This is a genomic window from Bacillus sp. MYb209 (genome assembly GCF_002975175.1).
Lineage (GTDB): Bacteria > Bacillota > Bacilli > Bacillales > Bacillaceae_G > Bacillus_A.
This window is the reverse complement of record NZ_PCNZ01000022.1, coordinates 1-14,039: the sequence shown is the minus strand read 5'-3', so window position 1 is coordinate 14,039 and position 14,039 is coordinate 1. Positions and strand designations below refer to the sequence as shown.

The following is a 14,039-nucleotide window of genomic DNA, read 5'->3' as shown; positions in this document are numbered from 1 at the left end:
AAGGACTATGAAAATAAGCTTTTCTGCTTTACATCCTTTTGTGAATTTTTTCTATTATATTGGGGTGATGATACTATGTATGATGTGTCTTCATCCTCTTTTTTTAATTGGAGCAATTATACTAATCGTTATTATAAATATCATGCAAGGGAATAGCGAAAAAATAAGAAAGATGTTACCGGGTACAATCGTTTTCTTTCTTATGGTAATTTTATTTAATTCTTTATTAACACATAGAGGAGCGACTACGTTATTTCATTTAGGGGATAGCCGGATTAAGCTTGAGGCCTGTATGTATGGACTTGTTATGGGATTATTATTAGTTGCGATTATGTTTACGTTTGCTTCTTATAACGATATTATTTCGAGTCATAAATTTTTATATTTGTTTTCAAGAATTTCACCGAAAGTTGCATTGTTAACGATGATTACAGTACGGTTCGTTCCTTTATTTATACGAAGATTAAAGAAAATTACACTCGTCCAAAAAACGAAAGGTGTACAATTAGATTCAGGTTCACTCATTGAGCGTATAAAAAATGGAATGCAATTACTGCAAGTGTTATTAGTTTGTTCGTTAGAAGATGCACTTCAAACGGCGGATTCTATGCAAGCTCGTGGGTTTGGTGTAACGAAGCGTACGACTTATATTCGGTATAGAATGGAAAGACGCGATTGGTACACGCTAAGTTATTTAAGTATTCTATTTATAGCCTCATTCATATTTAGTTATTACGGTGGAGGGAAATTGATCATTTATCCGAAAGTGGAATCAATACTGTTCCAGCAATACGATGGAATGATGTTTTTCCTATTTATGATGTTTATTAGTTTACCGATTGTAATGGAAGGAAGGGAATGGATATGGTGGCGCATACAGAAATAAAGAATTTATCATTTATATATGCTGATGAAAATGAAGAAGCGTTACAGCATATTTCTCTTTCTGTTCAAAAAGGAGAATTTATAGTACTTGCTGGTGGTTCAGGTTCTGGGAAGACAACTTTATTGAAACATTTCAAAAAGGAGTTACTTCCAATTGGCACGCGTTCTGGGCATACATATTATGATGGTGCTTTATTAGAAGATGTACCAGATTTATTATCTGCACAAGAAATTGGTATGGTATTTCAAAATCCAGAAAATCAGCTCGTAATGGATACAGTTATTCAAGAATTAGCATTCTCTTTAGAAAATATCGGGCTACCATCACATATTATTCAAAAAAGAATAGCGGAACTCATTAGCTTTTTAGGATTTCAAGATTTGTTACATCAATCTGTTCATACTTTATCTGGTGGTCAAAAACAACTAGTAAATTTAGCAGCAGTATTAGTCATGCAGCCGAAGTTATTATTACTGGATGAACCGACAGCTCAGCTAGATCCGATTGCTGCAAAAGAGTTTTTAGGATTATTAAAACGTATTAATGAAGAACTTGGAATTACGATAGTTTTAAGTGAACATCGTTTAGATGAAGTGATGTCGCTAGCGACTCGTGTCGTTTGTATGAATAACGGGAAAATTGTTTACGATGATATTCCTAAAAGTGTGATAGCGAACATGTGGGCAGTAGAAAAGTTCCGTCCATTCATTCCGCAAATTCCAAGATTGTTTTTAGAGTGGAATGTAGAAGATATTCCATTTACAGTGCGAGAAGCGCAAATGAAAATGAATGATTTTTCAGCGATATCATATAGAAATGGGCAAGTAGAACAATGTGAAAAGCAAGAAGTAATTTTAAGTGCAGAACATATATCTTTTCAATATGAAAAAAATAGTCCACTTATTTTACGAGATTTAACAGTGAACATCGAAAAGGGAAAATGGACAGCTCTAGTTGGGAAAAATGGAACCGGGAAGTCTACACTGTTAACTATTTTAGCAGGATTGCAAAAAGCTAGAAGAGGTAAGGTAAAGTGGAATGGAAAAGTGATACATAAAATTGATTCGAAAGAACGATTTAAAAGTATAGGGTATGTATCGCAACATCCGTACTATCATTTTACATTTGATACAGTATGGGAAGAGGTTTATGAGCGTGCGCGTGAATTATATGGCGAAGAGGGAAAAGTAATAGCAGAAGAGATGTTGAAAAAGTTCTGGTTAGATTCGCTTAAAGAGCGGCATCCACATGATTGTAGCGGCGGAGAGCAACAATTACTGGCATTATGTACAACGTTATTATCAAAGCCAACTTTATTATTACTGGATGAGCCGACAAAGGGACTAGATCCATGGAAAAAGGAAAGAGTAGGAGAGCTATTTAAACAGTTGCAAAAAGAAGGTACAACAATTGTAATGGCAACGCATGATATTGAGTTTGCAGCGAAATACGTTGATCAATGTATGATGTTATTTGACGGGAAGGTCATTATGAATGATGCACCGAAAGAGTTCTTTAGTGGTAACTTCTTTTATACAACATCTATTAACCGATTCATCCGTAGAGAGTTGCCATTTGCATTAACGTGGGAGGATGTGTACGAAGCGTGTCCAAACGATATGTTGCATTTATAATATTTATTTTTGCCGTTGTAATATGTACACTACTCTTTACGACTCTTATTATGGACGGGTATTACATGGTAAGTAGTTTGTTTTTATTAGCTGTCATTATGCTACCTTTCTACGTCCGTTTTGAAAGGAAGTCGTTTGTTTCACGTGAAATTGTTATCGTTGCTGTGTTAGCGGCGATTGCAGCGGTTAGCCGGGTACCATTTTCTATTTTACCAAGTGTACAACCGACTTCTTTTGTCATTATCGTTTCTGCAATTGTTTTTGGGAGTGAAACTGGCTTTATGATTGGGGCAACGGCGGCTATTGTATCTAACATTTTTTTAGGACAAGGTCCGTGGACTCCGTGGCAAATGTTCTCTTGGGGCATGATCGGGTTTATAGCTGGGCTATTACGTAATACATTTTTAATGAAAAAACTGTGGGGAAGACTGTTGTACGGATTCGTCGTTGGATTTTTATTTGGCTGGATTATGAATTTTTGGGGTCTTCTTGGTTTTATACAGGAAGCAACGTGGGAGACAGTTATTGCCTACTATGTCGCAAGTTTTTCTTTCGATCTTAGTCACGCGATATCGAATGTTATTTTCCTTCTGTTATTTAGTACGTCATGGATTACGATCCTCACAAGATTTAAAAAGAAATACGGTATATTAGATGAGCATAAGGTGACATAGAAAAGCATATTCATATAAGGTAGGGTCGCGACTTACATATTCGTTTGCCTCTTTCATGCTTCTTACATATTGTAAGAAGCATTTTTTATTGTCAAAAAATAGATTCAATATATATCCGTTATTATATGAAATTATTTGTATAATAGCAGGTGAGAACTAATTTCAAGAGGGAGGTGTATAGTTAATGAAGTTAGTTATTCCGAAACAGCATGGAGCATGGGCGATGCTTGTTATTCCATTTCTATTAAGTGTATTACTTGGCAAACCTACTTTTTATCATGTCCCATTGTTTTTAGCCTGGTTCTTTATCTATCTAGCTACTTATCCATTTCTCATGTACATAAGGAAAAGACGAAAAAAAGAATTTCTACACGCTACAATTGTTTATTTTATCATTGCATTTGTATTTGGGATGATTTCTTTATTATATGAATGGCGAATTCTTTTATTCGCAGTATTAATGATTCCGTTGTTTATTGTAAATATGTATTACGCTCGTCAAAAAAATGAACGAGCATTACTAAATGACATTTGCGCGATTATAGTGTTTTGTATAGGCGGCTTAATAAGTTATTATTTCTCAATGAAATTTATTGATAGAACAGCATTATTCATTGCGCTTATTTCATTTCTATATTTTTTAGGAAGTACGTTTTATGTGAAAACGATGATTCGTGAAAAAAATAATCCGAAGTATCGTTTTATATCTTGGGGATATCATATTGTATTAACGGTAATCGTATTTACTATAAATCCATGGTGTTCACTCATATTTGTACCAAGTGTAATTCGGGCCATTATGTTGTATGGCAAAAAGATTTCTATATTAAAAGTAGGGATTTTAGAAATTGTTAATTCTGTATATTTTTTAATAATAACGGCAATAATGATGAAGTATGCCATTTGAAAAAACTTCCCATCTTTTGATGGGAAGTTTTCATTCTTGTTCTAAAATGTGAACGGTGTAATCGCAACGTTGAAGGGCTTGCTCTACAGCGTAAAGGGATTGTTCAATACGTGCGCGATTAAAATCTTCTTCAACAGTTTGTAGTGCTTCTTCTAAACAATGTTTTGCTTCTTGTAATGATTGAAAAGAATCTTGTACATAGCCGCGAGCATTTTGATGCATTTCATAATCCTCCTTGAATGTTCATATATGTATAGTATGAACAGTAAGGAAGAAAATATAATTTGTTGTATTTGTTTGACAATTAAAGTGAAATTACGTATAGTAAGATTTAAGTGAATATTTTCTTATCCAGAGAGGTGGAGGGACTGGCCCGATGAAACCCAGCAACCGCGATGCAGGTGCTAATTCCAGCAGAACATATTTGTTCTGGGAGATAAGACGAAGATATATACGTAACTTCTTCTTATCGGAGAGGTTTTTTTGTTGCAAAAAAACCGATTACGAAAACATATAATAAGAAGAAAGGGGTTGCGAAGTACTGTGACACTCGAAAAATACGTAAAACTGCGTAGTACAGTTTATGAATATATGATAGAGCAGGATAAGCCAATATCATTGTTAGATATTCAAGAACATATCGTTTCGCATCATGAAGGAAAATTCACTAAAAAAATGTTACATCAATTTTATTTATCAAGATTATTAGATGAACTCAAACTGGATGGGAAAATTACTTTAGCTGATGATGAATATCTCTATGCTGAAAAAGGGGTACTTTATAAAGCGGGAAAAGGGAGCTGAGCTCTCTTTTTTTTGAAGTATGTAGAGTAAAAGACTGCTAAAGCAGCCTGATACAGGGAATGGTGTTGAGTGTGTAGTGTCAAAGATTGAATGTGCCTGAAAGAGGCACTTCATATCGGCTGCAAATGAAAAGAGACACCTTCGCCGAATAGGTGTCAGTCGTTTTGTCACGTAGACTCGCTACTTGACAGTTATTAGAATAACATGCAGGGTTTTTGAAGTCAAAAGGGAATTAAAGGAAGGGGTGTTGTTATGTACGCTTACTTATTAAAAGATATAACGAAATGGATTCCAAAGTACATTATAGATAGAGGGCATGAATACTATGAAGAAGGACATGTAGAAGATGTTGAAATACACGACAAGAAAGTATTTGCTTTCGTTACTGGAAATGCAGGGAATTATGAAGTGATTATTGATCTTGAAGATTTTACAGAAAGTAGCTGTGAGTGTCCTTATGAGAATTTTTGTAAGCATATGGCAGCGGTCGTTTATGATATTCAAAGTGCTGGTGAGAGTACAGTTAAAGAACAACTGAATGGTTTAGAAAAAGAAGAGTTACTAACAGTATTAAATCGTTTATTACAAAGTTCGAAAAATGTGCAAATCGTAGAGGAGATGTTAAAGAAAGGGAAGATTTAATTTATGAATGAAATCGATCGTATTATAAATTGTTGCAATTATGATGACGAACTTTTTCGTACGTATATTAAGTGTTTAGTCCAATTGAAGAAGTGTAGTGAAACGTTAAAACAAATTCAGGTACAATTAAGAAATGATTATTTAATAAGAGGGATTTGTGAAAGAGAAGTTGATGAGGTAATAAAGGGAAGTAAAGAATATGAAACATATTTTCTTCCTAAAGTATTGCAGTGGAATTTCCTTAAGAACAATCCTCATATGATTGAAAAGGTGTGTGAAGATTTGTTTATATATGAAGCATTAAATCATGCAGAGGTAGAGTGGAGGAAGGTAATAAGCTGTATAGATAACGAATGATTTATTATATAAAAAAGCTAGTATAAAACTAGCTTTCCGTTTAAATAAATAAGAAACATAGACTAATGATAAATCCTGCATATAGTAAGTTAACAACACAAAATCCCATAATATCACGAGCGCCTAAACCAGCTATCGCTAATGCCGGTAATGCCCAGAAAGGTTGAATTAAATTTGTCCAAGCATCGCCCCATGCAATTGCCATCGCTGTTTTCGCAGCAGGTACACCAAGTTCAGCGCCAGCTGGAATCATAATTGGTGCTTGCACTGCCCATTGACCGCCTCCAGATGGAACGAAAATATTTACAATGCCAGCACTTAAAAATGTAAAGAGCGGGAATGTGGTTTCATTTGAAATACTAATAAAGAAAGTAGAAATAGCTCCTCCAAGCGAAAGCCCTTCACTATTTACTCCAATCATCATGCCCATAATTCCAGCATAGAACGGAAACTGAAGTAAAATACCTGAAGCACTCTTAGTTGAGTCAGAGAAAGCGCGAATATATTGAATAGGAGTACGGTGGAAAATAAGGCCTGCAATTAATAACATAAAAATAACGATATCAAGTGTAAGGTTAAAGCCTTTCGTACTAAAATAGTTAAAAATATAAATAAGACCTAATAACCCGATGCAAAGTGTAATAATCATACTATTTTCCATTTTTTCAGCGAATGTTTTTTGCTCTACTTCTTGAGCTGCAGCTTCTTCATGGAACACACTTGGATCTACTGTAATTGTATGTTTTTCATCTGGATGCATTGCTTTATTAATGAGAGGCATCGTAATTAAAAAGATAATAACTGGAACGAGAGCATATGGCGAGAATAAAGTTTCTGTTATTGGAATCGCTTCTTTAATACTTCCAGCTGTCGTTTTTATTAACGTTTCGCCGCCTGTTGCTAATGTAAGAGGGATAGAAGCAGAAAGACCTGCATGCCAAATGAGAAATCCAGAGTAGGAAGAAGCAATTGCTAACCTATAATCTAATCCTTCTAACTGTCTTGCGACTTCTTTTGCATATAAAACAGAGACAACAATACCAAATCCCCAGTTTATGTATGCTCCTAGTAAACTTACGATTGAAATAGCAATAATACCTTGTCCATTCGTTTTCGGTAGTTTCGCTGCTTTCGTTAATCCTTTTTTAATAAGAGGAGCGTTTGCTAATGCAGATCCTGTCACGAGTACAAGAGCCATTTGCATAGAAAAGGCGAGAAGTCCCCAAATGCCATTGCCCCAATGCGTAATCATTTCTACCGGTGTTTGGTGCGTTGCAAACATGCCGAAGAAGATAACGAAAACAGTTAATAAACACGATAAAATAAACGGTTCTGGTAAGAAACGCTGCACAAGGGCAACACATCCATTTGTAAATGAACGAAACAAAATAGATCAACCTCCTTATGTATGTTTATTACAATGTTCGAGGTTGCTTGGGGGATAACCTTTAATTTATGTAAAATTCAGATATTTAAGATAATTGTAATTTATTAATAAATGGATAGGCTTATACTAAGTTGGATAGATAAAATAAGGGCATGTAAACTTAGACTATTAAATTAAGCGAGGGTGCTACTATTATTGTTTTAGAAGTACCATTTTCTCCTGATTTTTATTCTGAATTTAAGAATACGGAAGTATCTAAAGCAAATCTGTATATAACAGGTTATATCGATAAATTAGCTGATGAAGATCATTTTGATTTTATTAAAAGTATTAATTTAGATTAAAAAAGTGCACCTCCGATTGTTAGACTGTGTCTAATAATCGGAGGTGCACTTCAAAGGAATCAACTTTTTTTATTGAACTAAAGCACTAGTTAGCTTAGTAGCAAATGATTACAACCGGCTATTTCTCCCAAAGTTCGATCAATCGGCCTTCAGGATCTTTAATCCAAATAAACTTTCCAAATTCACTAATCTCTTCTTTCTTTTCAAGAGGTACACCAATTTGTTCAAGATGCTGAATAGTCTCGTTTAGATTATGTACTTGGAAATTTAACATCACTTGTTGTTCTGTTGGAAAATAACTGTCATTTTCGGTGAAGAAAGAAAAGATAGTCTCAGTTCCTAATTCGGGTTTAATTACAGTCCCATTCCAATTTTCTATTTCAATCTTCAACACTTCACTGTACCATTTTTTTATAACATCAAGATTCTTAGTTCTCCAAAATATTCCTCCGAAACCTTTTATCATTGTATTTAACTCCTGTCTATCTTTTAATTTTTAATGACATAAGTTCAACCTTCAATAAAACGCAGTGCACAAAGAGAATGGTGATCGGTTAGATCTTTTGCAAATTGTTGATTCGGAAATCCTCTGTGAAGCAATCTCAACCCGCCTGAAGTTAAGGATATATGATGATGGAATCGATAGAATAACATCCTGTTGGGATCGAGAGCATCATTCTTTAAATATCGATAATAATCCCCAAATCGAAACTGCAAAAAACTGTGCTCATGCTCAATATCAAAGAATTCGGCTCCTTCGATATCAATCAAATAAGGTTCTAGTTTGTCATTAATTAATACATGATCAGGGCCGAGTTCCCCATGTATAAATCCATAACGACTTCTTGGTTCAATTTTTGATTCAAGCTCGTACAATGTATCGAGTAGATTGCTATGACTAGCCCTGATGCTGTCAATATGTTGGCATGCGTAATCTAAATCTTTTTTTGCATTCTTCATTTGCAAGTGATGACATTTTTCCGTGTTGATCCCACTTTGATTCGCTCTCCCATGAGTAAGTCTCTCGTTGGTATGCATGTCCGCCAGCATATCTCCTATCCGCTGAAACACTTTATCTTTAACATATGAATCGGAATGTTGAAAATAAACTTCTGCCTTTTGTCCATTTACATATTCAACGAGAGCATAATCATAAGGATAACGGTTTCTTTCCGTATTCAGATCATATAGAAGGGGAGTTTGAATTCCTTGTTGGATTAAATACTTGTTATTTAATTCAAATAAATCACTACTATAGGATTGCTCATGTATATCTCCGTTAGCTATTTCTTCTTGAAAATAATTCATGGTAATATCCCAAACATACAGAACGCAGGAAAATCCATTGCTGCAGTCAATCTTATAGACTACCTTTTGTGCACCGCCATGCATTTTCGTTACACTAGAAACCAAATAACTGGTACCAAAGACCTTTTGCATATACTCCTGTAAATCAGATTGATCAAGGTGACAAGTGATTCTCAATGAATAACACCCCTTTTCTTAGATTTTGCTGTCAATCAAACTATATAAAAAATCTAATCAAAAGTATAGACTGTTTATTTATAATTTGTTATGATGTTAAATTAGGTCTGGAAAAATAGTCATATAAAAACCGGTTGGAGCTCCAATGGTTTTTTTGGTGAAATCATTCTTACTTCTCAAATACCTCGCCACACAAAAACTTAAAATGTATTACAATGAATGAATCTATACGATTTTCAATCCTTCTTCTTTTCGCTAACTTTACCATTATTTTTAATTGAGTATTACTGCCCCGTCAATTTAAGTGAAAACCTTCGCAATCTCAATGGTCTATTCAAACTTGAATAATCTAATTGCCTGGAAACGTTCCTCAACAATCTGGCCCTTTAGTGGAGTAACTTTATTGCTACTCAGCAGTTCCTTAATCCGCCTTTCAGTTCAGATCTTCTTTTCACTATAAAAACATCTCTTTAGATAAACAGATCCAAAGGGACAAAACATCGCGTCTTTTTTATAAACACCGTGACTTTATTTAAAAGCGACATTAAAAATATTCTTCAAATCCTGGAAGCGTATGTTTGCCGCAAACAAAAAGAACCATAAGCTTGCCGTTTTGGCAAAATTATGGTTCTTATCACAAAGTAAAAGCAATGTGCGGGATTTTAAGTATAGTATTACGAAGTTTCGCTAATTTTAGTTTCTGTAGGAGTGTTATTAGCAGTTTTTTTCTTAATCTTAAAGTGATAGTAGGTGTAGCAAAAAATGATAAATGGTACAGTGCAATAGATTCCTAGTCTTTGACTTGGGATAAAGATAAGACTTATTAATATAATGCCATACAATCCAAAACCGAGAATTGGGACAAGAGGATAAAGTGGAGTTCTGAATTTTAAGTTTTCTAATTTTCCACCTTCGGCTAAATAATGTTTACGGAAAAAGAATTGAGAAACACAAATTGACATCCAAACAATAATTGTAATGACTCCAGAAATTGAAATCAGCCATAAGTAAACCGTTTCAGCAGCTACAACGCTTGTCAAAAGAGAAAAAGCAGAAATAGCTATCGTCAAGATTAAAGCGTTTAGAGGTATCCCTCGTGATGATAATTTCTTTAAAAAGGCTGGAGCCATATCATTTTTTGATAATGACCAAAGCATTCGAGTTGCAGCGTATAGTCCTGAGTTTGCGACAGAAAGAACAGCAGTAAGAATAACAAAGTTCATAATATCAGCTGCATATGGAATACCTATATTATCAAATACAGCAACAAACGGACTCTTTGTTAATCCTGCCTCTTCCCAAGGAATTAAAGCCACGAGAACAAAGATTGCTAAGACGAAGAAAAACATTGTGCGCCATATTATATTTCTAATAGAGCGAGGTAAAGTCTTTGCTGGATCTTCACTTTCACCTGCTGCGATTCCAACAAGTTCTGTACCTTGGAAGGAATAATTGACTGTAACCATTGTTAATAAGATAGCGGCGAGTCCATTTGGGAATAAACCACCATGATTTACGAAATTTGAAAGAAGCGGAGCGGGTTCGTTTCCTTTTAAATCAATAAAGCCGAACATAGCGGCGCCGCCAAGAATAATGAAAGCAATAATGGCAGATACTTTAATACTTGAAAACCAAAATTCTGTTTCTGCATAACTACGAGCGGATAATGCGTTAATAGTGAATATTGTAACACCAAATATTAAACACCAAACCCAGACAGGAATATCAGGAAACCATCGCTGCATTGTAATACCGGCAGTTGTAAATTCAAGACCAGTCGTATTTGCCCAGCTTAGCCAATACAACCATCCGATGGTAAACCCAGTTGCGGGATTGATGAACTTAGTGGCATATTCCTGGAAGGAACCTGAAACTGGCATTGCTACAGCAAGCTCACCAAGACATAGCATAACGAGATACATTAATAATCCACCGGCCATAAAGGCAAGTACGGATCCACCAGGTCCAGCTTGACTTATTATAAAACCAGATCCGTTAAATAACCCAGTTCCAATCACACCACCGAGTGCAATCATGAATAAATGTCTACTTTTCATCGTGCGCTTTAATTCATTTTTTGTATTGTTTACTTGCGTCATTGTTTTCCTCACTTTCATAATTGGTAGTATGAAATTCGATGTTTTTCCGTATTATGGAATGTATTCCGTGATGTGAAATCTTGTTATAATTTTCAGATAATTAAGAAGAAAAGTCAACAGTTTTTTGTTTGCGTTTTCAACTTGCTGTTAGTGTTATATCTCTATTTTTAGAAAATTAAATAAATTAATTGATTTCAGTTTGAATTTTTGATAAATTGATAGTTAATTAGGCTAAACATACTACAAGTAAAGTTGAGGCGAGTTATGGTACAGTCCATTGATCGAGCGATAGGTATTATTAAGTTACTGAATTCTACAAATGAAAAAGAGTATTGGGCTATTTCTGATATAGCTGATAGAACACATCTCCCGGTTAGTACAGTACATAGGTTACTGAACTCTCTAATGGAGCATGGATTAGTTACGCAAATTTCAGAAACAAAACAGTACAAGATTGGACCAATGTGGATGGAAATAGGATTACGTCAATTGGAGAAGGTAGACTACAGATCTGTTGCAAGAGAAGTGATGAAGCGTTTGGCCTCTGAAGTTGAAGAAAGTGTTTATTTGAACATTCCAAATGGAACACATTCTATTATCATTGAAAGAATTGATAGCCCTTTAAAAATTCGAGTTATCGATAACTTAGGGGAACAGATTCCTCTTTCGATTGGCGCCGCAAATAAAACGATGCTTGCTAATATGACAACGAATGAAATGGAATACATTGTAGAAGATTTACTTTCTTCTTTACCAGAACAAAAGCAAATTCTTCTTGATCAAATAAAGCAGATAAAAAATGAAGGATATGCTGTGAGTTATGGTGAAAAAACAGAAGGGACAGCATCAGTAGCTGCACCTATTATCGGATTTAATCATAAAGTAGTAGGAGCATTAAGTGTGGGGTTAATTAGTCATCGCATTAATGATGATCGACTATCTTTTCTTATTAGTAAGGTAAAACAAGCTGCTCATGAAATATCAATAAAAATCGGCAGTACATCAGAATTATAATTTTGATTGCTGTCGTCATTTTTTATTCATATATTGGAAATGAATTTCATAATGCGGAAAAATAGGGGGATTTATATGTCAAAGTGGCAATCTAAAGAACAATTGATTCAATTATTAAGCAATCTTGTTGAAATTCCTAGTATTACAGGTTCAGAAGCTGAAGTTATATTGCCAGACTTTGTTGTAGAACAATTAGCTGACTTACAGTATTTCAAACAAAATCCGCATCATTTGCAAAAAAATCCGACAGGGGATGGAAGATATTTTGTTACAGCCCTAGTAAAGAAAAGCGATAGTACGAAAAATACCGTAATTCTTGTTAGCCACTTTGATGTTGTAGATGTACAAGATTACGGAGTGTGGAAAGAAGATGCATTTAACCCTAAAAAGTTAACATCTATGTTTTATTCTCATAAAGATGAGCTACCAGATCATGTACGGGAAGATATAGAACAAGGAGATTGGCTATTTGGTAGAGGAACAATGGATATGAAATGTGGTCTAGCTTTACAAATGGCGATGGTTGAGCAAGCTTGTGAAGGAAGATTTGATGGGAATGTTCTTTTATTGGCTGTTCCAGATGAAGAAGTGAACTCTGTAGGGATGAGGGCTGCTGTTCCGAGATTATTAGATTTAGCAAGAGAACATGACTTAGAATATAAAACGGTCCTAAATTCAGAGCCTATGTTTTCAAGGCATCCTGGTGATCAAAATAAGTATATTTATACTGGTTCTATTGGGAAGGTGTTACCTGGTTTCCTTTGCTATGGAAAAGAGACACATGTAGGCGAACCTTTTGCAGGATTAAATGGGAGTTATATGGCTTCATTATTAACAGCAGAATTAGAGTTGAATACGGACCTTTGTGATATTGTAGAAGGGGAAGCGAGTCCTCCACCAACTAACTTGCTTCAAAGGGACTTAAAGGAGGATTATTCTGTACAAATTCCTCATCGTGCTGTCACATTATTTAACTTGTTTTTACTAGAAAAAACGATGACAGATGTAGTTTCGTTGTTACGTCAAAAGGTAACGAAAGTAGCAGAGAAAATCGAAGAATCGTATGAGGAGCGAGCGTATCATTTTTCTAGGTATAATCCGTTCATACCGCCTAATCTTAAAGTAAATGTATTAACATATGAAGAGCTTATCACTTATGCAATTGAACAACATGGACAAGAAAAATTAGAGGAAATTCAATCTAATATTATAAAAAATAGAGAAGATAAAGATGATCGTGCGGTAACCATTGATTTAGTAGACAAATTAGCTATCTTATGTAAAGAAAAGGCTCCGATGATTGTACTTTTCTTTGCTCCGCCGTACTATCCAGCTGTGAGTTCACGCAACAATCCTTTAATTAAAGAGGTAGTTGTAGAAATGGAAAAGTATGCCCACTATAATCATAGCATTACATTTGAAAATCAAAATTATTTTGGAGGAATTTCAGATTTGAGCTATGTGGGCTTGCAGTACCCATTAGATTCAATGAGTTCCCTTGTAGACAATATGCCATTATGGGATAAAGGTTATTCGATTCCACTTAAGGAATTAGAAGTGTTTGACGTTCCAGTATTAAATATGGGGCCAGTAGGAAAAGATGCACATCAATGGACGGAGCGTCTGGACGTAAATTACGCATTTGAAACGCTATTAGATATGTTGCCTATATGTATTGAAAAATTACTTGTTTCTAATAAAGTTACACAGTGATAGTGTCTGTATAAGAGAGATAGAAAAAAGGACCGTAATGGTATTATCCCCTTTAGGTAGACAGTGTAAAAAAGACCATGTGCACACATGGAT

14 protein-coding genes and 1 riboswitch are annotated in these 14,039 nt (G+C 34.8%); of the genes, 9 read left to right on the top strand and 5 right to left on the bottom strand.

The genetic code is table 11. The features are described 5' to 3' along the window. The first annotated feature begins 7 nt into the window (after positions 1 to 7). From CQZ94_RS23310 to CQZ94_RS23295, 4 genes are all read left to right on the top strand, one after another. On the top strand, positions 8 to 886 hold the full coding sequence (locus CQZ94_RS23310; protein WP_105587283.1) for an energy-coupling factor transporter transmembrane component T: 879 nt from the start codon (positions 8 to 10) through the stop codon (positions 884 to 886). Beyond that, on the top strand, positions 859 to 2,520 hold the full coding sequence (locus CQZ94_RS23305) for an ABC transporter ATP-binding protein (protein WP_142395919.1): 1,662 nt from the start codon (positions 859 to 861) through the stop codon (positions 2,518 to 2,520). The genes CQZ94_RS23310 and CQZ94_RS23305 overlap by 28 nt, the downstream gene beginning before the upstream one ends. Beyond that, positions 2,493 to 3,194: an ECF transporter S component gene (locus CQZ94_RS23300; protein ID WP_105587281.1), complete on the top strand. Its 702-nt coding sequence runs from the start codon at positions 2,493 to 2,495 to the stop codon at positions 3,192 to 3,194. Before CQZ94_RS23305 ends, CQZ94_RS23300 begins: the two co-directional genes overlap by 28 nt. A 184-nt stretch (positions 3,195 to 3,378) precedes the next feature. After that, positions 3,379 to 4,101 carry a YwiC-like family protein gene (locus CQZ94_RS23295; protein WP_105587280.1) on the top strand — a complete coding sequence of 241 codons (723 nt, stop codon included), beginning with the start codon at positions 3,379 to 3,381 and terminating at the stop codon, positions 4,099 to 4,101. 30 nt (positions 4,102 to 4,131) lie between these two features. Here CQZ94_RS23295 and CQZ94_RS23290 read toward each other — a convergent pair whose 3' ends face one another. After that, positions 4,132 to 4,323 carry a hypothetical protein gene (locus CQZ94_RS23290; protein WP_105587279.1) on the bottom strand — a complete coding sequence of 64 codons (192 nt, stop codon included), beginning with the start codon at positions 4,321 to 4,323 and terminating at the stop codon, positions 4,132 to 4,134. Positions 4,324 to 4,445: 122 nt separating this feature from the next. Beyond that, positions 4,446 to 4,544, top strand: a riboswitch (SAM riboswitch). A gap of 40 nt (positions 4,545 to 4,584) precedes the next feature. Between CQZ94_RS23290 and CQZ94_RS23285 the strand changes: the two genes are divergently transcribed. From CQZ94_RS23285 to CQZ94_RS23275, 3 genes are all read left to right on the top strand, one after another. Continuing rightward, the gene (locus tag CQZ94_RS23285) at positions 4,585 to 4,905 is read left to right on the top strand and encodes a hypothetical protein (protein WP_242238068.1); all 321 of its coding nucleotides are present in this window, start codon (positions 4,585 to 4,587) and stop codon (positions 4,903 to 4,905) included. A 252-nt stretch (positions 4,906 to 5,157) separates the two neighbouring features. Then, positions 5,158 to 5,547 (top strand): SWIM zinc finger family protein, encoded by a 390-nt coding sequence (locus tag CQZ94_RS23280; protein WP_105587278.1) that lies wholly within the window; start codon positions 5,158 to 5,160, stop codon positions 5,545 to 5,547. Positions 5,548 to 5,550: 3 nt separating this feature from the next. Then, the gene (locus CQZ94_RS23275) at positions 5,551 to 5,904 is read left to right on the top strand and encodes a group-specific protein (protein ID WP_105587277.1); all 354 of its coding nucleotides are present in this window, start codon (positions 5,551 to 5,553) and stop codon (positions 5,902 to 5,904) included. Positions 5,905 to 5,944: 40 nt separating this feature from the next. On the opposite strand, the gene CQZ94_RS23270 is transcribed toward CQZ94_RS23275, so the two are convergent. The 4 genes from CQZ94_RS23270 to CQZ94_RS23255 all read right to left on the bottom strand — a co-directional run bounded on the left by CQZ94_RS23270 (position 5,945) and on the right by CQZ94_RS23255 (position 11,219). Next, positions 5,945 to 7,291 (bottom strand): short-chain fatty acid transporter, encoded by a 1,347-nt coding sequence (locus CQZ94_RS23270; RefSeq protein WP_071744162.1) that lies wholly within the window; start codon positions 7,289 to 7,291, stop codon positions 5,945 to 5,947. A gap of 462 nt (positions 7,292 to 7,753) precedes the next feature. After that, the gene (locus CQZ94_RS23265) at positions 7,754 to 8,101 is read right to left on the bottom strand and encodes a VOC family protein (RefSeq protein ID WP_105587276.1); all 348 of its coding nucleotides are present in this window, start codon (positions 8,099 to 8,101) and stop codon (positions 7,754 to 7,756) included. Between the two features lie 44 nt (positions 8,102 to 8,145). Further along, a complete protein-coding gene (locus CQZ94_RS23260; RefSeq protein ID WP_105587341.1) occupies positions 8,146 to 9,075 on the bottom strand; it encodes a phosphotransferase in 930 nt (309 codons plus the stop codon). 719 nt (positions 9,076 to 9,794) lie between these two features. Next, entirely contained in the window at positions 9,795 to 11,219 is a 1,425-nt protein-coding gene (locus tag CQZ94_RS23255; RefSeq protein WP_105587275.1) for an amino acid permease, read from the bottom strand. Between the two features lie 264 nt (positions 11,220 to 11,483). Here CQZ94_RS23255 and CQZ94_RS23245 point away from each other — a divergent pair, with 264 nt between their 5' ends. Beyond that, a complete protein-coding gene (locus CQZ94_RS23245; protein ID WP_105587273.1) occupies positions 11,484 to 12,233 on the top strand; it encodes an IclR family transcriptional regulator in 750 nt (249 codons plus the stop codon). A 75-nt stretch (positions 12,234 to 12,308) separates the two neighbouring features. Next, a complete protein-coding gene (locus CQZ94_RS23240) occupies positions 12,309 to 13,946 on the top strand; it encodes a M20/M25/M40 family metallo-hydrolase (protein WP_105587272.1) in 1,638 nt (545 codons plus the stop codon). Positions 13,947 to 14,039 lie beyond the last annotated feature (93 nt).

What these genes read in the sequence shown, in the direction of transcription:
- CQZ94_RS23295 (WP_105587280.1), top strand. Translation starts at nt 3,379, where the DNA reads ATGAAGTTAGTTATTCCGAAACAGCATGGAGCATGGGCGATGCTTGTT.
- CQZ94_RS23265 (WP_105587276.1), bottom strand. Translation starts at nt 8,101, where the DNA reads ATGATAAAAGGTTTCGGAGGAATATTTTGGAGAACTAAGAATCTTGAT.
- CQZ94_RS23305 (WP_142395919.1), top strand. Translation starts at nt 859, where the DNA reads ATGGATATGGTGGCGCATACAGAAATAAAGAATTTATCATTTATATAT.
- CQZ94_RS23310 (WP_105587283.1), top strand. Translation starts at nt 8, where the DNA reads ATGAAAATAAGCTTTTCTGCTTTACATCCTTTTGTGAATTTTTTCTAT.
- CQZ94_RS23290 (WP_105587279.1), bottom strand. Translation starts at nt 4,323, where the DNA reads ATGCATCAAAATGCTCGCGGCTATGTACAAGATTCTTTTCAATCATTA.
- CQZ94_RS23280 (WP_105587278.1), top strand. Translation starts at nt 5,158, where the DNA reads ATGTACGCTTACTTATTAAAAGATATAACGAAATGGATTCCAAAGTAC.
- CQZ94_RS23240 (WP_105587272.1), top strand. Translation starts at nt 12,309, where the DNA reads ATGTCAAAGTGGCAATCTAAAGAACAATTGATTCAATTATTAAGCAAT.
- CQZ94_RS23275 (WP_105587277.1), top strand. Translation starts at nt 5,551, where the DNA reads ATGAATGAAATCGATCGTATTATAAATTGTTGCAATTATGATGACGAA.
- CQZ94_RS23260 (WP_105587341.1), bottom strand. Translation starts at nt 9,075, where the DNA reads ATGCAAAAGGTCTTTGGTACCAGTTATTTGGTTTCTAGTGTAACGAAA.
- CQZ94_RS23245 (WP_105587273.1), top strand. Translation starts at nt 11,484, where the DNA reads ATGGTACAGTCCATTGATCGAGCGATAGGTATTATTAAGTTACTGAAT.
- CQZ94_RS23255 (WP_105587275.1), bottom strand. Translation starts at nt 11,219, where the DNA reads ATGACGCAAGTAAACAATACAAAAAATGAATTAAAGCGCACGATGAAA.